Origin of the sequence: uncultured Caballeronia sp. (genome assembly GCF_964243625.1) — a bacterium.
GTDB lineage: Bacteria > Pseudomonadota > Gammaproteobacteria > Burkholderiales > Burkholderiaceae > Caballeronia.
Genome location: NZ_CAXTGZ010000031.1, coordinates 1 through 22,410, shown reverse-complemented (window position 1 = coordinate 22,410; position 22,410 = coordinate 1). Strand labels below are relative to the sequence as shown.

18 protein-coding genes are annotated in these 22,410 nt (G+C 61.0%); 10 read left to right on the top strand and 8 right to left on the bottom strand.

What is annotated here, in order from left to right; translation table 11 throughout:
- From ACFFAR_RS03790 to ACFFAR_RS03765, 6 genes are all read right to left on the bottom strand, one after another.
- Window positions 1-916, bottom strand: a 916-nt coding sequence (locus tag ACFFAR_RS03790; protein ID WP_375507541.1) for a histidine kinase dimerization/phospho-acceptor domain-containing protein, incomplete at its 3' end; no start/stop codon positions are given.
- A complete protein-coding gene (gene irlR, locus ACFFAR_RS03785; RefSeq protein ID WP_174365534.1) occupies window positions 913-1,596 on the bottom strand; it encodes a heavy metal response regulator transcription factor IrlR in 684 nt (227 codons plus the stop codon). The genes ACFFAR_RS03790 and irlR, both read right to left, overlap by 4 nt.
- A complete protein-coding gene (locus ACFFAR_RS03780) occupies window positions 1,593-4,832 on the bottom strand; it encodes an efflux RND transporter permease subunit (RefSeq protein ID WP_375507540.1) in 3,240 nt (1,079 codons plus the stop codon). The genes irlR and ACFFAR_RS03780 overlap by 4 nt, the downstream gene beginning before the upstream one ends.
- 74 nt (window positions 4,833-4,906) lie before the next feature.
- Entirely contained in the window at window positions 4,907-6,379 is a 1,473-nt protein-coding gene (locus ACFFAR_RS03775) for an efflux RND transporter periplasmic adaptor subunit (RefSeq protein ID WP_174362376.1), read from the bottom strand.
- Between the two features lie 8 nt (window positions 6,380-6,387).
- Entirely contained in the window at window positions 6,388-7,710 is a 1,323-nt protein-coding gene (locus ACFFAR_RS03770; protein ID WP_174362375.1) for a TolC family protein, read from the bottom strand.
- A gap of 592 nt (window positions 7,711-8,302) precedes the next feature.
- Window positions 8,303-8,563: a hypothetical protein gene (locus tag ACFFAR_RS03765; protein ID WP_174362374.1), complete on the bottom strand. Its 261-nt coding sequence runs from the start codon at window positions 8,561-8,563 to the stop codon at window positions 8,303-8,305.
- Between the two features lie 179 nt (window positions 8,564-8,742).
- On the opposite strand from ACFFAR_RS03765, the gene ACFFAR_RS03760 reads away from it, so the two are divergent.
- Together ACFFAR_RS03760 and ACFFAR_RS03755 are read left to right on the top strand one after the other, a co-directional pair.
- On the top strand, window positions 8,743-9,090 hold the full coding sequence (locus tag ACFFAR_RS03760; protein ID WP_256701004.1) for a DUF4148 domain-containing protein: 348 nt from the start codon (window positions 8,743-8,745) through the stop codon (window positions 9,088-9,090).
- Window positions 9,091-9,354: 264 nt separating this feature from the next.
- Complete coding sequence (locus ACFFAR_RS03755) at window positions 9,355-10,248, top strand: alpha/beta fold hydrolase (protein WP_174362373.1); 894 nt, start codon at window positions 9,355-9,357, stop codon at window positions 10,246-10,248.
- A 38-nt stretch (window positions 10,249-10,286) separates the two neighbouring features.
- On the opposite strand, the gene ACFFAR_RS03750 is transcribed toward ACFFAR_RS03755, so the two are convergent.
- A complete protein-coding gene (locus ACFFAR_RS03750; protein WP_174362372.1) occupies window positions 10,287-11,570 on the bottom strand; it encodes an MFS transporter in 1,284 nt (427 codons plus the stop codon).
- 96 nt (window positions 11,571-11,666) lie between these two features.
- Here ACFFAR_RS03750 and ACFFAR_RS03745 point away from each other — a divergent pair, with 96 nt between their 5' ends.
- The 7 genes from ACFFAR_RS03745 to ACFFAR_RS03715 all read left to right on the top strand — a co-directional run bounded on the left by ACFFAR_RS03745 (window position 11,667) and on the right by ACFFAR_RS03715 (window position 21,067).
- Window positions 11,667-12,611: a LysR substrate-binding domain-containing protein gene (locus ACFFAR_RS03745; RefSeq protein WP_174362371.1), complete on the top strand. Its 945-nt coding sequence runs from the start codon at window positions 11,667-11,669 to the stop codon at window positions 12,609-12,611.
- A 230-nt stretch (window positions 12,612-12,841) separates the two neighbouring features.
- Complete coding sequence (locus ACFFAR_RS03740) at window positions 12,842-15,232, top strand: HAD-IC family P-type ATPase (protein ID WP_375507539.1); 2,391 nt, start codon at window positions 12,842-12,844, stop codon at window positions 15,230-15,232.
- A gap of 57 nt (window positions 15,233-15,289) precedes the next feature.
- A complete protein-coding gene (locus ACFFAR_RS03735) occupies window positions 15,290-16,597 on the top strand; it encodes an NRAMP family divalent metal transporter (protein WP_375507538.1) in 1,308 nt (435 codons plus the stop codon).
- A 131-nt stretch (window positions 16,598-16,728) separates the two neighbouring features.
- The gene (locus ACFFAR_RS03730) at window positions 16,729-17,898 is read left to right on the top strand and encodes an alcohol dehydrogenase catalytic domain-containing protein (RefSeq protein WP_174362370.1); all 1,170 of its coding nucleotides are present in this window, start codon (window positions 16,729-16,731) and stop codon (window positions 17,896-17,898) included.
- 131 nt (window positions 17,899-18,029) lie between these two features.
- Window positions 18,030-19,172, top strand: coding sequence for an ACT domain-containing protein (locus ACFFAR_RS03725; protein ID WP_174362369.1), 1,143 nt, complete (start codon window positions 18,030-18,032; stop codon window positions 19,170-19,172).
- A gap of 154 nt (window positions 19,173-19,326) precedes the next feature.
- Entirely contained in the window at window positions 19,327-20,046 is a 720-nt protein-coding gene (locus tag ACFFAR_RS03720; protein WP_075357442.1) for a TIGR04086 family membrane protein, read from the top strand.
- 121 nt (window positions 20,047-20,167) lie between these two features.
- Complete coding sequence (locus tag ACFFAR_RS03715; protein WP_062001696.1) at window positions 20,168-21,067, top strand: SDR family oxidoreductase; 900 nt, start codon at window positions 20,168-20,170, stop codon at window positions 21,065-21,067.
- Window positions 21,068-21,211: 144 nt separating this feature from the next.
- Here ACFFAR_RS03715 and ACFFAR_RS03710 read toward each other — a convergent pair whose 3' ends face one another.
- Window positions 21,212-21,904, bottom strand: a complete 693-nt coding sequence (locus tag ACFFAR_RS03710; protein WP_174362368.1) for an HAD-IA family hydrolase — start codon at window positions 21,902-21,904, stop codon at window positions 21,212-21,214.
- A gap of 133 nt (window positions 21,905-22,037) precedes the next feature.
- On the opposite strand from ACFFAR_RS03710, the gene ACFFAR_RS03705 reads away from it, so the two are divergent.
- The coding region (locus ACFFAR_RS03705) for a ProQ/FINO family protein (protein ID WP_375507537.1) at window positions 22,038-22,410 on the top strand (373 nt) is incomplete at its 3' end.

The window sequence follows — 22,410 nt, the reverse complement described above, 5'->3', positions numbered from 1 at the left end:
GGGGGAAATCGCGGGACCAGAAGCTGTCGATCATGCGTGACAGCCGCTGGCACTCGTCAACGCTCGATTCAATGACCATACGATATTCGTCGCCGCTACGAGGCTGCGTCAAGGCAACCTGCGCTTCCGCCAGCAAATTGGTCAAGGGCGTCCGCATGTCGTGTGCAAGATCGGACGAAAAGCGGTTGAGACGGCCAAAGGAATCATCGAGCCTTGCGAGCATGCGGTTGAACGCCTGACTGAGTTCCTTGAGCTCTCCCGCCATGCCTGCCTCGGCCAACGGCTGCACCAGCCGGCTACTCGAAACCGCTTCGGCTTTCGCCGTCAGCCGGGCAAGCGGACGAAGTCCGATGAAAGCGATCATGTAAGCGACTGCGGCCGTAACCAGGGTGCCGACCACCACCACGAATAGCACACTGAGCGCATACGCTTTTAAAAGCGCGCGCTCACTTCTTCCGTCGTACTGGACCGCTACGCGCACGACCGGGCCTTGCACGCCGTCCAGAGGCACGAGCGCAACGAGATACCTGAGGGTGGTCCCCGGGATGGAAATGGCTTTGGGCGCAACGCCGGGTTTCGCTGCAAGAACAGCACTGTTCCCGCGAAATCCACTGGTACCTGTGAGTCTTCGCCCCTGCATGTCGTAGAGCGCCAGATCCACATTCTGATGACCGTGAAGGGGCGCGGCCAGTGGAGCGCCTTCTGACGCAACCTCCTCGATGGTCCTGATTTCACTCAGGTGCGAGCGCGCTGCCGTCAATGTCGTCGTCATTTCCTGTTCGGACATCGAGGCGATGTTGGTCTTCAGTGCCTGGTAAAGCAACAGCCCGCTGACAGCCAGAAGCATCGACGTCGAGACTGCAAAAAGTGTTGTCAGGCGAGCACGCAGTGTTCGAGGCAGCAGACTTGTCATCATTCGGACGGCCGCGCTCGCTCTTCAAGGACATAGCCCATGCCACGAACCGTGTGAATCAGCTTTGGCTCGACGTCGTCGTCGACTTTGGCTCTCACCCGGCGGATCACGGCGTCCACCACGTTTGTGTCGCTATTGAAATTCATGTCCCAGACTTGCGACGCAATGGTGGAGCGCGGCAGGATCTCGCCCTGGCGCCGCATCAACAGCCAAAGCAACGCAAACTCTTTCGCCGTCAACAGAATCGTCTTGCCGTGCCGCGTCGCTTTTCGGCGGGTCACGTCAAGTTCCAGGTCCGCCACTTTCAATGTGGACGAGTCGCGACTTTGCCCACGGCGCAAAATGGATCGCACTCGCGCCACCAGTTCGACAAAGTCGAACGGCTTCGCAAGATAGTCGTCCGCTCCCAGCTCCAGCCCTTTCACTCGATCGCCCACATCGTCACGCGCCGTCAGAAACAATACAGGCGTGAGACGCGTCTTGCGCAGTTCGTGGAGAATGGACCACCCGTCCTGCCCCGGAAGCATTACGTCCAGGATGATCAGGTCGTAGTCTTCCGTTTGGGCCTGATGCAGACCGCTCACGCCGTCGGCGACCCAGTCCGCGACGAACCCCGTTTCATTCAGGCCCTTGCGAAGGTAGATTCCCGTCTTGGCCTCGTCCTCTACGATCAGGATTCTCATATGCTTTCCCCAGCCGACTGACCAAACCGGCGACGCAACCGCGCTGGAACCAGCGGACGAAGCAGGTTGATTGCCGCCCCCCGGAAAGACGTGGAGTGACACGCCCGATACAACACAGGCAGCACCAGCAAAGTCAATGCGGTAGACGAGATAATGCCGCCAATCACAACAGTCGCAAGCGGCCGCTGAACTTCGGACCCGGTCCCTGTGGCGAAAGCCATGGGCAGGAAACCAAGCGAAGCCACCAGTGCGGTCATCAGAACCGGTCGAAGCCGGGTGAACGCACCCTCTGTCACCGCGGTGTCGAGGTCTCGTCCTTCTTCGCGCAAACTACGAATAAATGCAATCATCACCAATCCGTTCAGAACGGCCACACCGGACAGTGCAATAAACCCGACCGCTGCGGAAATGGATAACGGAATACCGCGCATCCATAGCGACAGCACGCCACCGCTCAATGCAAGCGGAATCCCGGTGAATACCAGCAGGCCGTCTTTGACGTTATCAAACATCATGAAGAGCAGCAAGAAAACAAGCAACAGCGCAACCGGGACCACGAGCTTCAACCGTGCGGTCGCCGTTTGCAGCTGCTCGAACTGGCCGCCCCAGGACACCCAGTAGCCTGAGGGAATCTGAACGCCCTGCTGCAACTTCTCTTGCGCCTCAGCCACGAATGATCCCACATCCCGTCCGCGGACATTTGCGCTGATGACGATCCGGCGCTTGCCGTCCTCGCGGCTGATCTGGTTCGGTCCGGGCGAGACGTCGATGTCAGCCAGCTCTGCAAGCGGTACATACGGGGCTTGTACAGGTACTGCGCTCGCGCCTGCACCCGAACCGATCGCGGTGGTTGGCAAGGCGATCGGCAATCGCTTGATCGCTTCAATATCCGTACGCAGGTCATCAGGAAGCCTGACGACAATGTCAAAACGCCGGTCACCTTGAAACAATGTTCCGGCCGTCTGTCCGCCGACTGCGGCTGCGACCGTGTCCTGAACATCGGCAATGTTCACGCCGTAGCGCGCGAGCTTTTCCCGATCGAGGGTGACGGTCAGCACAGGGAGGCCCGTGGTCTGCTCGACCTTCACCTCGGACGCACCGGGCACTTTCTGCAATATCGCCGCAATTTTCGAGGCGGTGGCGTTCAACACGGCCATGTCATCGCCAAATATCTTTACCGCGACGTCGCTTCGCACGCCCGAGATCAGCTCGTTGAACCTGAGCTGGATCGGCTGCGAGAACTCGAAGTTATTGCCAGGGAGCGTCTCGACCACCTCTTGCATTTCCGCGAGCAGCGCCTCACGCGATTTTTTCGGATCTGGCCATTGATCCGCCGGCTTCAACATGATGTACCCGTCGGAGACGTTCGGCGGCATCGGGTCGGCGGCAATCTCCGCGGTCCCGGTTCTTGCAAACACGCGCTCGATCTCCGGGAAGCGTTCCTTGAGCGTCTTCTCGACCGCTTTCTGCATCGTGACGGATTGAGTCAGGCTGGTACTCGGGATGCGCACCGCTGCAAGAGCCATGTCGCCTTCGTTCAGACTGGGAATGAATTCGCTTCCAAGCCGCATCGTGAGCAACAAGGTCAACATGACGATGACGACCGCTCCCCCCAACACCCGCTTGGGACGCGCGAGGAATGCGTGCAGCGCCGGCTCGTATGCACGTTTGGCCCAGCCCATCACGCGGCTTTCCTTCTCGGCGACGCGGCGGCCGATGAACAGCGCCACCGCAGCCGGAATAAACGTCACCGACAACACCATGGCGGCCGCCAAAGCGATGACGACCGTGATCGCCATCGGGTGGAACATCTTCCCCTCCACACCTGTGAGGGCAAGGATTGGCAGGTAGACCACCATGATGATCAACTGGCCGAAGATCAGAGGCCTGCGCGCCTCCTGAGAGGCAGCGAACACCTCTGCGAATCGTTCTTCAGGCGAGAGTGGCCGGCCCGCTTTGGTTTGCGCGTGCGATAACCGTCGAATGCAATTCTCGACGATCACGACCGCACCGTCGACGATGATGCCGAAATCGAGTGCACCCAGACTCATCAGGTTTGCACTGATCTTGCCGTTCACCATGCCTGTGAACGTGATCAGCATCGAAAGCGGAATCACGGCTGCCGTGATGATCGCCGCCCGAATGTTGCCAAGGAACAGGAACAGGACCGCGATCACCAGCAATGCGCCTTCAAACAGGTTCTTTTTGACTGTAGAGACCGCTTTCTCGACCAGGACGGTACGATCGTAGACAGTGATGGCACGAACTCCGGCAGGCAGCGAGCGATTGACGTCCTCCATCTTCTTCGCGACTGCTTTTGCAACCTTCCGGCTGTTTTCCCCCATCAGCATGAACACCGTGCCGAGGACCACTTCCTCGCCATTGGCCGTTGCGGCGCCGGTTCTTAGCTCGCGGCCAATTTCGACCTGGCCGACGTCCTTGATACGCACCGGCACGCCGCCCACGTTGGTCAGTATGACGTTGGCGATGTCGTCGATCGACTTGGTCTGTCCCGGCACACGGACAAGGTATTGTTCCCCTCGCTTTTCGATGTAGCCGGCCCCCACGTTCGCATTGTTGCGCTCCAGCGCGCGAACCACGTCGCCAAGCGAGAGACCGTATGACATCAGCTTGGTCGGGTTGGGAGCGACTCTGAATTCCTTGACGAAACCGCCAATCGAATTGACCTCGGTCACGCCGGTCACATTGCGAAGTTGTGGCTTGATCACCCAGTCCTGCAATTCCCGCAGGTCCGTAGGTGTGTACGCGGTTCCATCGGGCTTGCGCGCGTTTGCATCTGCTTCGACAGTCCAGAGATAGATTTCGCCGAGGCCGGTCGAGGTGGGACCCATAGCAGGTGTCGCGCCGGGCGGGAGCTTGTCTTTTGCCTCCTGCATCCGCTCATTCACCAGTTGCCGCGCGAAATAGATGTCGGTGCCTTCCTTGAAGATGACGGTGACTTGCGAAAGTCCATAGCGGGAAATCGAGCGCGTCTGCTGGAGATTGGGAAGACCGGCCATGGCCGTCTCGACCGGAAACGTAATCCGCTGTTCGGATTCGAGCGGTGAATAACCGGGTGCGGCCGTATTGATCTGGACCTGGACGTTGGTAATGTCCGGGACCGCATCGATCGGCAGCTTTTGATAACTGTAGACGCCGAGTGCCGCGGCGCCAAAAACCGCGATCATCACCAGCCAGCGGTGCACGATGGCAAAACGAATCAAACGCTCAAACATGGTACGTGTCCTTCCCGAAGGCCGTGAGCCGTCAAGGTGTTGTCGGGGTCGATGACCGTGAGGCGGGAATTGGCTCAATGCCCTTCGGCACTGCCTTTTTCAAGTTCGGCTTTTAAAACGAAGCTGTTCGCAGCGGCATACTGCTGACCCACCTTCAGCCCCTTGGTGATTTCGACAAAACGGTCGTCACGGCGGCCCAGTTCGACGCCTTGCGCCACGAATCCTTTCGAGGTCTGAACGAAGATCGCAGGCTTGCCGTCGATGTCCTGCAACGCGTCGGTGGCGACTGCAACAGGCGCGTCCTTTGAACCTGCAGTTACCGAGACATTCACGAACATGCCGGGGCGCCATGATCCGTCTGGATTGGCGAGCACGACCCGCGCGGGTGCGGTTCGGGTCTGCTCACCAAGCAGCGACCCGACATACGCGATTTTCCCCGAGGCTTTCGACTCGAACGCCGCCGCACTGATCGTGGTTTCCCGGCCAACCTGGACTTCGTTCAGCCGTTGTGCGGGCACAGCCATCTCGGCCCATACCGTGTTGAGGTCGGACAGGACCAATACATTCGCGTCAGCCGCAACCGCTTCGCCAACAGTGACGTGCTTTTCAACGATCGTGCCCGTAAATGGCGCCCGCAATTCATAGCGACTCAGCGCGCCAGTGGCAGCAGAAGCATTGAGCGCCAGTAACTTCTGGCGAGCACTCGCAGTCGCGATCTCCGCTTCGCGCAACTGTGTCTCGGCCAGCAGATAGTCCTGCTCAGCCGATATTTTTTCCAGCCACAACGTTTTTTCCCGCGCATACGTGGACTGTGCGGCCCATAGCCTGCGCTCGGCTGTCAGCAATTCGCTGCGGCGATCTGCAAGGTCAGTGCTCGCGATGAGCGCCAGCACCTGGCCTTTCTCGACACGCTGACCCAATGACACGGAGACCTTCTCAACGATTCCGGCGACGCGAGGCACGATATGCGCGGTGGCATCTTCGTTGAATCTGATTTCGCCCGGGAGAACAAACGAACTGGCGACCGACGCCGGCCCTGAGTTTTTCATCGCGATGCCGGACGCCTTCAACTGGTCCGGCGACAATCGAATTGCACCGTCTGCGCGAGACACCTCATAGCTCGCATTCGCGCCGGCGGCACGGACATTCAACAAGACGTCGAATACATGAGGCTTCGCAATCGGTCCGGGCAAAACAAATTTTTGTCCGGATGCAACCAAATCGACCAGTTGCTGGCTGCCGTCATAGCGCTTTATAACGCCCGATATGGAAACACCGGCGGGACCGATGGGCTTGCCTTGGGAAAGGGGATATACCTCAAGTTGCACGGCGTCCCCCTGCTCCACAAACACGACCTCTATGGACTGTGTCCCGCTTGTCAGCACTGTGCCTCCCCGGGGACCCGCGGACGGGTCGGTCGCAGGTGCGGCATTCGCTGCGCTTGTGCCGTTGATGTCCGCGCCGAAGTAGTTCGCTGACAACAACAGGAATGCAACTACGACGGCAGATCCGCCGGCAGCCAGAACCAGACTTTTTTTGCTTGCCATGACGTGCCTTAGGGTTGTGCAGAGGGGGGTAATGACGATGCCAGTTCGATATTTCCAACGAGGCGCTCGAGGTCGGCGTAAGCCTGTCGCGCCGCGATCAAGGCCTTGAGGTACTGCGATCGTGTCTGGAAGAGCGTGCGTTGTGCATCGAGGACATCTATGAAACCGAACTTGCCCAGGTCGAATCCGCGTGACGTGGCGTCCAGCGCCTGCCGAGCGGCTGGGAGCACTTCGCTCTTCAAGCGCCGCGCCTCTGAACTCGCCGCGTCATAGCTCGCGTAGGCTTGAGCGATGTCCATGCGCATTTGCGCGAGCGCCCCGTCACGATCCGAGCTGGCTTTTTCCGCACGATGCCTGGCCTCGATCACCGCGCCTCTATTGGTATCGAAAATGGGCAACGGGATCGAGATACCGACCACAGCCTGATTGCTTGATATCCCGCCTGCGACGATGCGTTTCATGCCGGCGCTCACGGTGATGTCCGGCGTGCGCCTCGCGCGCTCGAGGGACAGGATCGCGTTGGAACGGCCTATCTCTGCGAATGTTCGACGGGCCGCCGGCGAATCTTCGATCCTCTGTTGCAGCGCCGACAAGCCGATAGGCACCTGCAGCGCTTCGGCGTCCCCAGTCACGACTCGATCCGTCAAATCAGGGATTCCCATGGTCGACGCAAGCTTTACTCGCGTAGCCGAAACGAATGCGTTCGCGCTTGTCAGGGCAATTTGAGCTTCGGTTGCCGCGACCTGCGCCCGGGTTGCTTCAACCGGGGAGACTTTGCCCGCTGTCGCACGTCGCTGGACCAATTGCGCCGAGCGGGTTGCAATGTCGGCCGAGTCCCGGGCGAGTTCGACTGTCTTTTGCGCGAACAACACCCCGTAAAACGCTGTGCTCACATCGGCGTGCAATATGGCGACCCGTCCATCGAGTGATGCGAGAGCACCCTGCCGCGCGTATGAGGCAGCATCCAGGCGGTAGGACCGTTGACCCGCAAGTTCGATGCGCTGGCTCAAGAGCCCTGTCGAGGTCCGTTCGGCGCTCTTGAATCCCTCTTGCAGGAATGACACTTCCGGATTCGGGCGAGCACCGGCCTGCATATAAGATCCTGCCGTTGCGTCTGCTTCCGAGCGAGCGCTCAGCAGCAGCGGATTATTGTCGAGCGCGATACGCTGCGCTTCGTCCAGCGTCAACGGCACTGTCTGAACCGCGTTACCTGCGGTTTGCGTGACTGCATCAAAGCGCAGCGGCGGAGAATTTTCTGTCGCCGTGGTTTGTGCTGCGACCGTGCCGGCAAGCGTGGCCGATACGGCCACTCCTAAAAGGCGTATACGCATTTTCTTTACTCGATTAACTCTTGAATATGTGGGGTCATCATACGAACCGGCTACGCTGCCAAGATGAGATGAACATGAGATTTTTGTCATGTTCGTGATTGATCCCCGGGTGGTCTCTTTAAACGATAATTTCCGTGCGAAACTCAGCGCGGGGGACACGACGGCAAGCGAACGTGCAGGTTCTGACACGGATAGTCCGGCCTCAGTTGAGGCGTGCGCTTTTTGACCGCAGGGGTCGCTGACGAAGCGCTGTTCTTGTGACCATCTGCATCGAAAGACGAGCAACCCGTCAACATGACGACCGTGGCCAAGACGATCGAGACGCTCAAGGCGCGGATCGATTGCAATGGACGCGCAGACGCTGCAGCACTGTCTTTACGGTCCGGATTCGGCTTGATTGATTTCACGATCAGCACCTTTGATTAATAGTGCAACGAGTTGATGAACGCATGACGCGGCAAGTGCGGACGCGCGATTCCCCAAACGCCCGCGGCCGATCGATTTTCTTGGACGCGGGCGGTGGCCTCAACCTAGTAACGATCGTGCAGGGCGTGTGAAGTCTTTGGCGGGGAACGCGTTTCGGCCCCTGGTATCAAGGCCCGACCCTGTGAATCAACTTGCTGACAGAGGGATCGGCACTAGCACCATCGACCTTTTCCTGAAGTGCATCGTCAGGCGTCGCTTGTGAAGGCAGCTTTTCGGTGGAGGGGTCCGTTCGGCCGGCATCGGGCGTCTGCGCGGGATAACTCGGTCTGTCGAGGATACGTGGCGGATAGTCGTGCCCACCATCCGCGAAGCTATTCGAGGAAAGGGTTACCGCAAAAACGGCGATCAGAATGAGAGCTGGTTTCATGAGGAATACCTCCAGACAATGCGGACCGAAGCGGTCTTCGATTGATCCCAGTCTGAGGCGTTGCTTCCCATGTGAACATGACGACCAGATGATTTTTTTGTCATCCGGATTTAGAAGTCCGAACTGTATTGAATGGTCTATAAGTTTTTTCTATATGACAAAATTATCATGGCGCGATCATGGTCGTGCACCGTCGGCCGTACAAACTTCTCTCCAAGCCGCCACATCGGCGGTCCTTAATCGAGAGAAACCAAATTATGAAAGCGTCGAAAAATATTCCCGCAGTTCTGGTTTTGACATGCGCGTCAGTGGTTGCGTTTGCTCAAACGCCGCCAAGCGGAAAAACTCGCCAGCAAGTGCAGCAGGAACTGGTACAAGCGCGGCACGATGGCATCATTCCGACTACGAAGAACGACTATCCGCCCAGCGCGGCCACCGTTGCGCGCAATCAGGACGTCCATGCTGTAACAAAACATCCGGGTGAGCGAGTGCCGGCGCAAGCGGACCTTCACGACACTGCGAAGTGACGTGGAACATGCAAAAGGGTCAACGCGAACGGTAGCTACGCTTCCGTTCGCGTTGGTCGTCATGACAAGGCCGTTTCGGCGTAGTCTCAGCTGGGGCCGCCCTCCGTTAACAAGCCCAAGGATCTCCATCACGAAAGTTAAACTAACACGAACCCCGAATAAATCTGGATTGCTTGCGGGCCACACGATCGATATCCTTCCGTGGCGCATTCACGCGAAATCCGCCACGCTCCGGCCGGAACAATTCATCCTCAGGACGGCGTCATGCTCAAGAACATTGCAACCGGTTTGCTTGACATCGCTTACGAAGAACAAGGCGATCCCAACGGATGGCCGGTGATCCTGTCGCACGGCTTTCCATACGATATCCACGCCTACGACGACGTCACACCGCGCCTGACGGCCCAGGGCGCCCGGGTCCTGACGCCCTATCTGCGGGGCTACGGACCGACGCGCTTTCTTGCGTCGACGACACCTCGGTCAGGTCAGCAGGCAGCGCTCGGGGCGGACCTGCTGGCGCTGCTCGACGCACTTCAGATCGAACAAGCCGTGCTCGGCGGATACGACTGGGGCGGCCGCGCGTCGTGCATCGTGGCAGCGCTCTACCCTGCAAGAGCGCGAGGCCTGGTCTCGGTGAACGGCTACAACATCCAGAACCTGGCCACCGCTTCACAGCCTGAAAGCCCGGAGAAGGAATACCGGCTTTGGTACCAGTACTATTTCCACGGCGAACGCGGCCGGGCCGGACTGAGCGAGAATCGTCGTGAGTTCTGCCGGCTGTTATGGTCATTGTGGTCGCCGACCTGGCATTTCAACGACGACACGTACGCGCGTTCAGCCGCTGCATTCGACAATCCGGATTTCGTCGATGTCGTCATCCATTCGTACCGGCATCGCTATGGACTCGTCGACGGCGATCCGCAATTCGACGACATAGAGCGCCGCTTGGCGGTCATGCCATCCATCACGGTGCCGGCCATCACGCTGCAAGGCGATGCCGATGGCGTCAGTCCTCCAGGCGGCAGTCAGGCCGGCTTGAAGCGGTTCACGGGCCGTCATGAGAACCGCGTGGTTCCGAATGCCGGTCACAATCTTCCGCAGGAGGCGCCGGATGCGTTCGCCGACGCGATTCTTGAGGTCAATGCCTGGGCGGGATGATCGGCGCGTGAAGCGGAACACGATCCGGATGTTTATCGTCACTGCTTCTGCTGAGCGGCAAAGCGCGGTTTGCTCCTCTCCCCCGCGGCCCGCAAAACGAAAGCGAAGGCGGTGAACACGAACCCAACCGCACAGACGCCGGACCATCCGGACAGCGCCCAGGCAGCGCCTGACAATGCGGCGCCGAGCGCGCCGCCGACAAAGAATATCCCGACGAACAAGCCATTCAGTCGCCCGCGCGCAGTCGGGTCCATCAGGTTGATTGCCCGCCGGCCGAGCGTCTGGTCGGTGACAACACCGGCATCGAGCGCGCCCGCGCCTACGACCAGCATCGCGACAGCCAATACCGGATGGGCCTGCGCCGAAAAGCCTCCCCAGCCGGCACCGGCCACGCCGATTACCAGGAGCGCAACGAGCATCGTCAGATGGCCGGCCAGCAGCATCTTGCGGCTCCATCCCCGGTCGCCCGCACGGCCGGCGAGCGGTGTCACGATCGCTCCTGCCGCACCGGCGAGCGCAAACAACGCAATGCCATTCATGCCGAAGCCGAACGGCGGTTGAACGAGCCGCAGGCCGATCGCGGTCCAGAACGCGCTGAACGCACCCATGACCAGTGCCGCCGATGCAGCATTGCGTTGCAGCACAGGCTCGGTGCGCACCAATGTCCAAAGCGAATACAGGAGAGCGGAATACGATGTCCGGTTACCCGGCGTGCGCACGGGAAGCTTCAGATACAGCACGACGGCGACCAGCGCATCAGTAAGCGCGGCGAGACCGTAGAAAGCACGCCAGCCGACTGTCCCCGCTATCAGGCTCGCGGCCGGACGCGACAACAGGATCCCGAGCATCAAGCCGCTCATCACATTGCCGACCGCGCGTCCGCGATGAATTTCCGGCGCCATTGAAGCGGCAATCGGCACGAGCATCTGGATGGCGCTGGACGCAACGCCTGCCAGCAATACAGCGACGAGAAACAAGACGCGCGAGTCGGCGACCATCGCCATTGCGAGAAAGACGGCCCCGCAAGCCAGCGTCCACACAATAAGCCGACGGTTCTCCAGCAGATCGCATAGCGGCACGAGCAGCACCAGTCCGATTGCGTAGCCAAGTTGCGGCAGCATGGCAGCGAGGCCGGCGAACTGCGGTGCAAGGTGCAGGCTCAAGCCGATCGCGCCGGTCAGCGTTTGAGCGGCAAACAGGTTCATCACCATCACGCCGACTGCGGTCGCGAAGAAAACGGTCAGCGGGACAGTGAGCGTAGGGGTGGCGTCGGCTTCCGGCGCCGTATTGACGACGGAGGTGGTTTCTGCGGTGGGAAGCATCGAATGTTTTCTCTGGACTGGATCAGAGAAGCATCCTAACGACGCGAACATTATGCGACAATTGAAAAATGTTGATAATGATTATGCGAGTTAATTGTGAATACCCGGGACTTGCAGGCGTTTGTCGCAGTCGTAGAAAGCGGTTCGATGGTTCGCGCCGCGGAAAGGCTCCATCTCACGCAGCCGGGTTTGACGCGGCGCGTGCAAAACCTCGAGACCATGCTGGGCGTGGAACTGCTCGAGCGTCAGAGCAAGCCGCTCAAGCCATCGGCTGCCGGCAACGAGGTGTATGCGCTCGCGCGAACCGTGCTGCGCGCGGTGGACGACTTGTTGTCGGTTGCATCGCTCGACAGCGAACCGTCCGGCGAAATGCGGATCGGCATGCCGCCTTTTCTCGGCGAAGTGGCGCTGGAGAAGCCCGTTGACCGTCTGCGCTGCATGTTTGCGCGACTGACGCTGCGTGTCACGGCGGGCTGGTCGCCATCACTCGTGCAAGGCGTCGAACGCGGATCGCTCGATGCAGCAATCGTATTGATGCCACCCGGCTTCGCGCCGCCGGAGGCATTGCACGCAGCGCGCCTCGCGTTCGTGCCGACGGTGATTGTCGCGGCGCGTTCTCTCGGGCTTCCTGATGTGCCGGCAACGCTCGCAGAGCTGAGCCGCCACGAATGGGTGTTGAATCAGGACGGCTGCGGAATGCGCTCGGTGTTGAGGCGCGCGCTGCAAGCTGCCGGCCTGCCGTTGAACGTCGCGGTCGAAGCGTTCGGCTCCGAACTTCAACTGTCCCTTGTTGCACGCGGTCTGGGTATCGGGCTTGTCACGCCGGACATACTGGAGAGGAGTTCGCACCGGGCGGCGCTGCAGATCATCGATACCACCGATTTCCGCACTGGAGTGGATGTGTGGTTCGTCCATGGTTCCGTTCCGGGCCGGTTGATGCGGGCCATCGATCTGTTGCGTTCTTCATTGGACGACGTGCTTGCCGAACGCGGCATCGCGCCGCTCGCCGAAGAAATGGAACCGGCCGGTCAGGTCGCTTAGTAAGGGCTGTGTGTTGACCTGGGTCAACCGGGGAGTGGCGATGTGGACTACCTTCAAGGATGGTCCACATTCGTTCATCGCCGGGCTTGATCCAGCGCGTGATCGACCTCCTCCTCTTGGAATCGGAAAATCATGCCAGGCAACCGTACAGAACGGCGACACGCCGTTCCATCGAAACGCGCCGCAAGCTCGAGCAGGACCCTGGGCACGACTGACTCGTGGAGCATCCCTTGACCGTCTCGTCGCCCGGCCCGGCCGATGACAGCATCACCCTTTCGGTCCCGCAAGCGGGTGCGCCGAAGCTCAAGACAACCGGTGCCGCCGGCCTCAGCACGGCCGAAGCCGCGCTGCGGCTCACACAAAACGGTGCGAACGCCGTCGCCGATATCACGCCTCACCCGCTATGGCGCGCGGTCCGGAAATTATGGGCACCGGTTCCGTGGATGCTCGAAGCGGCAATCGTCCTGCAACTGGGACTGGGCGATTATGTTGGCGCGGGTATCGTCTTGTTGTTGCTGCTCTTCAACGCAGGGCTCGGGCTCTTCCAGGAAGGTCAGGCGCAAGCCACCGTCGATGCCCTCAAGTCACGTCTCGCGCTGATCGCGGCCGTGCGTCGCGACGGCCAGTGGACCACCGTCCCGGCGGCTGCGCTAGTGGCGGGCGATATCGTCAAGCTGTCGCTTGGCACCGTCGTTGCCGCCGATGTCCGGCTGAGCGCCGGCTCCGTCCTGCTCGACCAGTCGATGCTCACCGGCGAATCCGCCGCCACCGAATCCGGCGCGGGATCGCTGGCCTTTGCCGGCGCGCTGGTGCGTCGCGGCGAAGCCGTGGCGGAAGTGATCGCAACCGGCGAGCGTACGAAGTTCGGCCGCACGGCGGAGCTGGTGCGCACGGCCAAGGTTGAAAGCTCGCAACAGAAGACGGTCCTGCGTGTCGTGCGTAATCTGGTGTTGTTCAACGGCGCGGTGACCCTGCTTCTTGGCATCTATGCCTTTTCGGTTTCCATGCCGATCGGCGAGGTCGTGCCGCTGCTGCTCGTCGCGCTTTTATCGTCGATTCCCGTGGCGTTGCCTTCCATGTTCACGCTCGCCGCCGCGGTCGGCGCACGCTCGCTCGCAAGCCGCGGCGTCTTGCCGACAAGCCTCTCAGCCGTCGATGAAGCCGCCGGCATCGACATTCTTTGTTCCGACAAGACCGGCACGCTGACGCGCAACGAACTCGCGGTGATCAACGTTCGCGCGCTGCCGCCCTACGACGAAGCCCACGTCCTGGCACTGGCCGCGGCCGCGAGTTCGGACGGCGGCCGGGATCCCGTCGATACCGCCATCCGCCGCGCATCGGCAAGCCAGCCGGTCAAGGACATCCCGGCGTTGATCACGTTCATCCCTTTCGATCCCGCCCTGAAACGCTCCGAAGCCACAGTGCGCGGTGCAGACGGCGCGCAACAACGCGTCCTGAAAGGCGCATTCCCGACCATTGCGGCACTTGCGCAGCCGAGCGCGAATGCCGCGCCAATCGTGGATGAATTCGAGGCCAAGGGGTTACGCGTACTGGCCGTCGCGGCGGGAACATCCGGTGCCCTGACGATAGCCGGGTTTATCGCCCTGAGCGATCCGCCCCGCGACGACTCCGCTGCGCTGGTCACCGAACTCGACGGGCTCGGCGTGCGCACGGTCATGGTGACGGGCGACGCGCGCAAGACCGCGGAAACAGTGGCGGCATCGGTTGGCATCAAGGGCGCTGTCTGGGACAAGAGCCCGATTCCCGCCGACATGAATGCGCAAAGCTACGCGGTCTTCGCGGGCGTGCTGCCGGAGGACAAGTACCAGCTCGTCAAGTCACTGCAGCAGCGCGGACATATCGTGGGGATGTGCGGCGATGGCGCGAACGACGCGCCCGCGTTAAGGCAGGCGCAGATGGGCATTGCGGTATCGACGGCCACGGATGTCGCGAAATCGGCCGCGGGCGTCGTGCTCACGGAAGCGGGCCTTGGCGGTATCGTCGCGCTGGTCAAGGAAGGCCGGACCACGTTCCAGCGCATCCTGACCTACACGCTGCGCTCGATCATCCACAAGATCGTGCAGGTCCTGTTCCTTGCCGTCGGCCTGATTCTGACGGGTCACGCGATCCTCACACCGGCGCTCATGGTGCTGATGATGGTGACCGGCGACTTCCTGGCCATGTCGTCTTCCACCGATAACGTGCGCCCCTCGCCACGCCCGAACATCTGGCGCATCCGCAACCTGACCATCGCGGGTATCGTGTTGGGAATCGTGGATCTGCTGTTCTGCGTCGCATGCCTCGCGACGGCGAAATTCGCACTGGGCTTCGACACCGGCATGCTGCGCACAGTGGCAGTCGTGACGCTCGTATTCAGCGGTCAGGCGGTCTTTTATGTCGCGCGGGAACGGGAACATCTTTGGAGTTCGGTGCCGGGGAAATGGCTGATTCTGTCGTCCATGGTGGATCTGACGTTCATCAGCATCCTGGCAATCAACGGCGTTCTGATGGATGCCGTGCCGCTCGTCGTCATTCTCGGCTTGCTGGGCGCCGCGGCGGTGCTCGCCCTCGTACTCGATTCAGTCAAACAAGTCTTGTTTCATCGATTGACGGTGGCGTGACTTCAGACGCGCGGGCCGAACGTTCGATACAAACGAAAAACCAGGCAACAGGCCATTATGAACAAGCCCTTACCGGATTACGATGCAGAAGGTCCCGATCCCGTAATAGGCCCGACCAAACCGCATCTGCTGGGCGTGCTGGGTCCCGGCCTCATTACGGGCGCCTCCGACGACGACCCCAGCGGCATCGCCACGTATAGCCAGGTGGGCGCGGCCTTCGGCTATGGGCTGTCGTGGACGCTGCTCTTCAGCTATCCGTTGATGGTCGCCATCCAGATGATCAGCGCCCGCATCGGCCGCACTACCGGCCACGGCATTGCAGGCGTCCTGCGCCGGCACTATCCGGCATGGCTGCTGCAATGGATCGTCGTGCTGCTGCTGATTGCGAACATCGTCAACGTGGGCGCCGATCTGGGCGCCATGGCCGATGCACTCTCGCTTTTACTGCCGGGTCCCAAATGGCTGTATGTGCTGCTGTTCTCAGTGATCTGCGTCGCCATGCAGTTGTTGCTGCAATACACACGCTACGTGGCCGTGCTCAAGTGGTTCACGCTCTCCCTGTTTGCTTATTTCGCCGTGCTGGCCGTGGCGCATGTCGACTGGTCCCGGCTCGCAAGCAGCCTGTTTATTCCGCGTCCGCTCTGGACATCGGCATATCTGACTGCTGTTGTTGCCGTGTTCGGAACCACGATCAGCCCCTATCTGTTTTTCTGGCAGTCCGGCGAAGAAGTCGAGGACATGCGCGTGCATCCGCGGCGCGTGGATCTCTTCGATGCACCCGAGCAGGGTCCGGCGGCGCTGCATCGAATAGAAGTCGATACGATGGCCGGCATGGGGCTATCCAACATGGTCGCCCTGGCGATCCTCGCGACCACGGCGGCGACGCTGCACGCGGGCGGCATTGTCGATATTGAAACCTCCGCGCAGGCAGCCCAGGCGCTGCGGCCGATTGCCGGCCCGTTCGCTGCGCTGTTTTTCACGGTCGGGCTGATCGGGACCGGCTTCCTGGCCGTGCCGGTGCTGGCCGGATCGGCGGCCTATGCGATCGGCGAGGCGCGCGACTGGCCGGTGGGTTTCACCCGCAAGATGCAGGAAGCGAAGGCGTTTTACGCGACTATCGCGATTGCCACGCTGATCGGCATGGTCATCGATTTCACTTCCGTCAATCCAATCAAGGCGCTCTACTGGAGCGCGGTGCTCAATGGCGTGGTCGCGGTGCCCGTGATGTTCGTGATGATGAAAATCGCGTGCCGCCCGGACATCATGGGGAGATTCGCCGCTCGGGGCTGGCTGCGCGCGCTCGGCTGGATTGCGACGGCCGTCATGCTGGTGATTTCGGTCGCCATGGTGGTGACGTCGATTTGACGAATGTGTGCGCGGCTCGCTGAAGTCGCGTTAGTGCGCTTGGAATGGGTATTGCTGAATTGTCGTGGCCGACAGTGAGACGGCTGAAGGGTGCTCACAGATCCCGGCTAACGAACATTCAGGAGCTGCAAATGAGAGCCTTGCGCTGGCATGGAAAACACGACATTCGATGTGACACGGTGCCCGATCCGGTCATGGAAGAGGGGCGCGACGCGATCATCAAGGTGTCGACTTGCGCGATCTGCGGCTCCGACCTGCATCTGTTCGACGGCTTCATGCCGACGATGGAAAGCGGCGACATCATGGGCCACGAGTTCATGGGCGAAGTGGTCGAAGTAGGCAAGGACAACAAGGCGCTCAAGGTTGGCGACCGGGTCGTGGTTCCCTTCACCATCTTCTGTGGCGATTGCGACCAGTGCAAACGCGGCAATTTTTCGGTTTGCGAACGCAGCAACCGTAACAAGGACAAGGCCGACAAGGTGTTCGGCCACACCACGGCGGGGCTGTTCGGCTACTCGCACCTGACCGGCGGTTATGCGGGCGGCCAGGCTGAGTACGTCCGCGTGCCCATGGCCGACACCACCCACGTCAAGATTCCGGACGGCCTGACCGACGAACAAGTCCTGTTTTTGGGCGATATCTTTCCGACTGGCTGGCAAGCGGCGGTCAATTGCGACATCCAGCCTGACGACACAGTCGCAATCTGGGGCGCGGGCCCGGTCGGCCAGATGGCGATACGCAGCGCCGTGCTGCTGGGCGCAAAGCAGGTCGTCGTGATCGACCGGGTGCCCGAACGCCTTGCTATGGCGAAGGCTGGTGGCGCGATCACCATCAACTTCGACGAAGAAAGCGTCCTCGACCGGCTAAAGGAGCTGACCAATGGCAAGGGCCCGGAAAAGTGTATCGATGCGGTCGGCATGGAATCGCATGCAACCCGTTCTGTCGATGCCGTCTACGACCGCGTCAAGCAGGCCGTGATGCTCGAGTCGGACCGTCCGCATGTACTGCGCGAAATGATCTACGTGTGCCGTCCGGCAGGCATCCTCTCCGTGCCAGGGGTGTATGGCGGCCTGATCGACAAGATCCCGTTCGGTGCATCGATGAACAAGGGACTGACCTGGAAGATGGGCCAGACTCATGTGAAACGCTGGACGGACGATTTGCTGAACCGCATTCAGGAAGGCCAGATCGATCCGTCTTTCGTCATTACCCACACGGTTTCGCTGGAAGACGGTCCTGCGATGTACAAGACGTTCCGCGACAAGGAAGACGGGTGCATCAAGGTCGTCCTCAAACCCTGAGGGCAGGCAAGCCACCCCGTGTGGATTCGGACGGCTGTTCATATGACAATGTGGGCTCGATTCAATAAAGCGGCGCCGGCCCTGGCCGGCTGCACGCGCACAATCAACCCTGTTGCATGGGAGACAGCTTGATGAAATGCACGATCGTAGGATCGCGGTATTTCGGCGCCTTGGTGCTGGAAGCGTTTCTGGCCGATGGAATCGAGATCGCAGGCGTGGTGGCGCCCGCCGCCGACGACCGCCTCGCCGTGGCTGCCCGGGCGGCCAACTTGCCGACCTTCATCCACGAGAATCCGAAGTTCATCGACGGCAGCGCCATTCCCGAAGACACTGGTCTGATCATCGCCGCGCACACTCATGCGCGCGTAAGCGACGAGGCGTTGGCGCGCTCGCGCCTGGGCGGTGTGGGTTATCACCCTTCGCTGCTGCCTCGTCACCGCGGCATTGCGGCGGTCGAGTGGACCATCCTGGAAGGCGACCCGATCGCCGGTGGCTCCATCTACCATCTCTCGCACGGCTGGGACGCGGGCGCGATTGCCGCGCAGGACTGGTGCTTCGTCAAGAAGGGCGAAACCGCACGGGAACTCTGGGAACGCGCGCTCGCGCCAATGGGGCTCGAGCTTTTGCTGCGCGTCGCCCATCACGCTCGTGAACATGGCGAGCTGCCGGCGAGCGTGCAGGACGAGCAGTTCGCCACGCGTGCGGCGATCATTCGCCGGCGCATCGACATCAGCGAGGAGCCGGCCGGACCGCTTGCAACGCTCGTCGTCACGGCGATTGGCGCGGATCGTCCGGGTATCGTGAATCTGCTCTCCGAGCGCGCGCGGGCTTTCGGCGCCAACTGGACCGGCAGCCGCATGGCGAGCATCGGCAGCCAGTTTGCCGGCATGGTGCAGTTCGAAGTTGCAGAGCGTCACGCCGATGCGCTGACTACCGCATTACGCGATCTCGAAAGCGCGGGACTGCGCGTCGTGATCGCACGCGGCGACCTGCCGCCGCTCGAGAGCGGCCGGCGGCGCGTGTCGCTGGAGCTGACGGCACCCGACCGTCCCGGCATCGTGCAGGATCTGTCGGCGAGTTTGTCGGCGCACGACGTCAGCATCGAGAAACTCACCACGGAACTCGCGTCCGGACCCGCGCGGGCGCATCAGTTCGCGGTCAAGGCAGTGCTCGCTGTGCCCGAAAACATGTCAGTCGACGCCCTGCGCGCCCTGCTCGAATCGCTGGCTGCCGACATGCTGGCGGACATGGCTCTCGGGGAAAGCGGCGCATAACCGCGTTGACCCAGCTTCCCCCGTTCCATCAGCGAAGATGCCTCCTGGCCGATACCCGCGGCACGGCGTTTGCTCCACGATGGGGCACGCCACTGCGCGCATACACCAGGACACATTCTTAACGCCTTCGGCTTCCGTTCAATCAGGAAAACTTATGAAACTGCTCAATACTCAAGACGGTCTGCCGCGCCTTTCATGGGGTTCCGTGATCGCTGGCGTGATTCTCTCGTCCATCGTCTATCTCATCATGAGCGTGCTTGGTGCCGCCATAGGCGCCTCACTGCTGTCTCCGTTGTCCCAGCCCAATCCCATGCACGGATTCGGCTTTGGCTCAGGCGTCTGGGTGATCGTTACAACGGTGCTCGCTGTTTTCATCGGCTCTTATTTTGCCGGCCGATGCGCACCCGTCCTTGGCTGGCTGCACGGTCTCCTTTCATGGGCCGTCATGACGCTTTTGATTGTCTTCGGCATGACCTCGCTGATTGGAAGCGCCGTGAGCACGGTTGGCAGTGTTGCCGCCACGAGCGCGCAAGTCGGCGCGACGGCCGCAAACCAGGCTAACGCAGACCCCTCCATGATGAATTCCGCGAAGCAGCAATTGCAGGCTGCGGTTGCATCGGCTGCGTCCGCCGCGTCGAGCCCCGACGCCGAACAGGATGCAAGGCAGACCGCCGATACCGCCGCACGCGGTGTCGCTCGTGCAAGCTGGTTCTCGTTTGCCGCCCTCCTTGTTGGAGCAATCATCGCCATTGTTTCGGGCGGCGCGGGGTTCCGTCATCAGCCTCCGTACGAGGATGTGGGCGGAACGGCCGTAGGCAACGATGCAATTTCCGCACGCAGCCGCGTGGTGCGTCCAGGAACCGGAACGCTGTAAATCTTCGGGCCAACCTGAAGCGGGCCGAAGCAAATCGCTTCGGCCTTTTTCGTATGGAACGTGCATTGCTGCGTACTTGGCCGACGACCAATCGTTTTTTTCAATTCGCCGAGGAGCACACATGAGCACTGAAAACCAGTACGCAATGCAGGACCCCACCAAGCAATATCCCCAGCCCGAATTCGATAAGCAGCCGCAGTCTGCACCCGGACTCACCGCCGACATGAACCCCAGGCCCGATCACGGCGAAACCAGCTACAAGGGTTTTGGCAGACTGGCCGGCCGGCGCGCGCTCATCACCGGTGCGGACAGCGGCATTGGCCGGGCCGTCGCGATCGCGTTCGCACGCGAAGGCGCGGATGTCGTGCTCAACTACCTGCAAAGCGAAGAGCAAGATGCGCGCGAAGTCGTGAGCCTTGTCGAGCAAGCCGGCCGCAAGGCGGTCGCACTTCCGGGCGATATCGGCGACGAGTCGTTTTGCAAGTCGCTCGTATCCCAGACGATCGAGCAGTTGGGCGGGATCGATATCCTGGTCAATGTGGCGGGCAAGCAGACGGCGGTCGAAGACATCGCCGATCTGAGCACCGAGCAGTTCGAAGCCACGCTGCGCACCAACGTTCTTGCCATGTTCTGGCTCTGCAAGGCAGCGCTGCCGCACATGCCGCCGGGCGCGACAATCATCAACACGACCTCCATTCAAAGCTACCAGCCAAGCCCGAGCCTGCTCGACTATGCGCCTTCCAAAGCTGCCATCACCGCATTCACGCATGCACTGGCGAAGCAAGTCATTGGCAAGGGCATTCGTGTGAACGCCGTTGCACCGGGACCGGTATGGACACCGCTGCAGCCAAGCGGCGGACAGCCACAGGAAAAAATCGTCACCTTCGGTTCCGAAGTACCCATGAAACGGCCCGGCCAACCGGCGGAACTGGCGCCGGTTTATGTGTTGCTGGCATCGCAGGAATCGAGCTTTACGACAGGCGAGGTCTATGGCGTGACGGGCGGCAATCACTTGCCTTGAGCGTCATTATTGGACAAATCGTTGGACCGGGGTTTGTGCGGACTTGATGTCCGCGCGCCCGAATCCCGCACGACTCGAATGGATCGATATGCTTTCGCGGACCGCCAGCAATGACTCGCGCTGAACAAAACGCCCAGGCCGACATCACGCGGCGCGGCCTTGCCATTGAGCAAGCACAGCGGGTAACTCGGCCATGTTCCGAAATACCTGGACCACACCCGTCTCGCGAAGCGCTCGCGGCTCGCTATGACCTTCCTCATGCGGGCTGTAGCCAAACACCGTGGCGCCCGCAGCAACGCCGGCAGTCGCACCCGTGACCGTATCTTCCACAATGGCACAGCGCGCCGGATCGACACCCAGCGCCCTGGCCGCCGCCAGATATACGTCTGGAAACGGCTTGGTGTGCGCCATTTCATGGCCGCTAAAAACCCGGCCATCGAAATAGTCGAACATGCCGACCTTTGTCAGTTGCATCTCGACCTTGAAGCGGTCGGCGCCGGAGGCCACTGCAATGCGTCCATCGAGCGCCCGGTGCAGCGTTTCAACGGCCGAAAGTGCTCCATCGATGGCGACCAGCCCGCGCTCGAGCGCCATATTGCGCCGCTCCCGGAACTGCACGAGCCACTCCTCCGTAAGCGGCACGCCGGTATTGGCTTCGATCAGCGGCGCCTCGTCTTTTACGGCCTTGCCGACGAAAATCCGCATGGTTTCCTCGACGCTCAGACGCCATCCCAGTTCGCCCAGCATCTCGCTGAGTACGCGATTGGTGATGAGTTCGGAATCGACGAGCACGCCGTCGCAGTCAAACAGTACGGCATCGAAAGGAAGCTTGGACATGGGGGATAAGAGTGGTGGTCCGAGGAACAGGCAAGGATACCGCACCCCGCGCGCAGCTTCTGTGTGACTGACGTCAGCGCTTGCTGGTCGCGGGACTGCTACAATTCCTGTTCTTTTTGCCCGGACGGACGTAATGGGATTCGAACAGCTAGCAAAACTCAGGGATCAGCTTTCAAAATCGGCTAAGACGAAGGCCCCCGCGCGCGCAGACCGCAACCGGGCGCCGTCCGCCGTTTCGAAAGCGAAACCGGCTGCGGATGGCAAACCCGACGTCAGGTCCGATCGCAAGCCCCATCCGAGACCCGCGAAACCGGTATCGAAGGCTTCGCCGCAGCCGAAACCACCGGTCAATGCCAAACCGGTAGATCCGGTCGTGGTGCATATCGGCCGGCTGCAAAAGCGTTTCCCGGAAGCGTTCCCGAAAAATCCGGCACCCAAGGTTCCGCTCAAGATCGGCATTTTCGAGGACCTGATTGCGCATATCGCGGAGTTGAAGGTGACACAGC

Excerpts from the sequence above, each read along its gene's own strand:
- irlR (WP_174365534.1), bottom strand. The coding sequence starts at position 1,596 with ATGAGAATCCTGATCGTAGAGGACGAGGCCAAGACGGGAATCTACCTT.
- ACFFAR_RS03780 (WP_375507540.1), bottom strand. The coding sequence starts at position 4,832 with ATGTTTGAGCGTTTGATTCGTTTTGCCATCGTGCACCGCTGGCTGGTG.
- ACFFAR_RS03775 (WP_174362376.1), bottom strand. The coding sequence starts at position 6,379 with ATGGCAAGCAAAAAAAGTCTGGTTCTGGCTGCCGGCGGATCTGCCGTC.
- ACFFAR_RS03770 (WP_174362375.1), bottom strand. The coding sequence starts at position 7,710 with ATGCGTATACGCCTTTTAGGAGTGGCCGTATCGGCCACGCTTGCCGGC.
- ACFFAR_RS03765 (WP_174362374.1), bottom strand. The coding sequence starts at position 8,563 with ATGAAACCAGCTCTCATTCTGATCGCCGTTTTTGCGGTAACCCTTTCC.
- ACFFAR_RS03760 (WP_256701004.1), top strand. The coding sequence starts at position 8,743 with ATGGTCGTGCACCGTCGGCCGTACAAACTTCTCTCCAAGCCGCCACAT.
- ACFFAR_RS03755 (WP_174362373.1), top strand. The coding sequence starts at position 9,355 with ATGCTCAAGAACATTGCAACCGGTTTGCTTGACATCGCTTACGAAGAA.
- ACFFAR_RS03750 (WP_174362372.1), bottom strand. The coding sequence starts at position 11,570 with ATGCTTCCCACCGCAGAAACCACCTCCGTCGTCAATACGGCGCCGGAA.
- ACFFAR_RS03735 (WP_375507538.1), top strand. The coding sequence starts at position 15,290 with ATGAACAAGCCCTTACCGGATTACGATGCAGAAGGTCCCGATCCCGTA.
- ACFFAR_RS03730 (WP_174362370.1), top strand. The coding sequence starts at position 16,729 with ATGAGAGCCTTGCGCTGGCATGGAAAACACGACATTCGATGTGACACG.
- ACFFAR_RS03725 (WP_174362369.1), top strand. The coding sequence starts at position 18,030 with ATGAAATGCACGATCGTAGGATCGCGGTATTTCGGCGCCTTGGTGCTG.
- ACFFAR_RS03720 (WP_075357442.1), top strand. The coding sequence starts at position 19,327 with ATGAAACTGCTCAATACTCAAGACGGTCTGCCGCGCCTTTCATGGGGT.
- ACFFAR_RS03715 (WP_062001696.1), top strand. The coding sequence starts at position 20,168 with ATGAGCACTGAAAACCAGTACGCAATGCAGGACCCCACCAAGCAATAT.
- ACFFAR_RS03710 (WP_174362368.1), bottom strand. The coding sequence starts at position 21,904 with ATGTCCAAGCTTCCTTTCGATGCCGTACTGTTTGACTGCGACGGCGTG.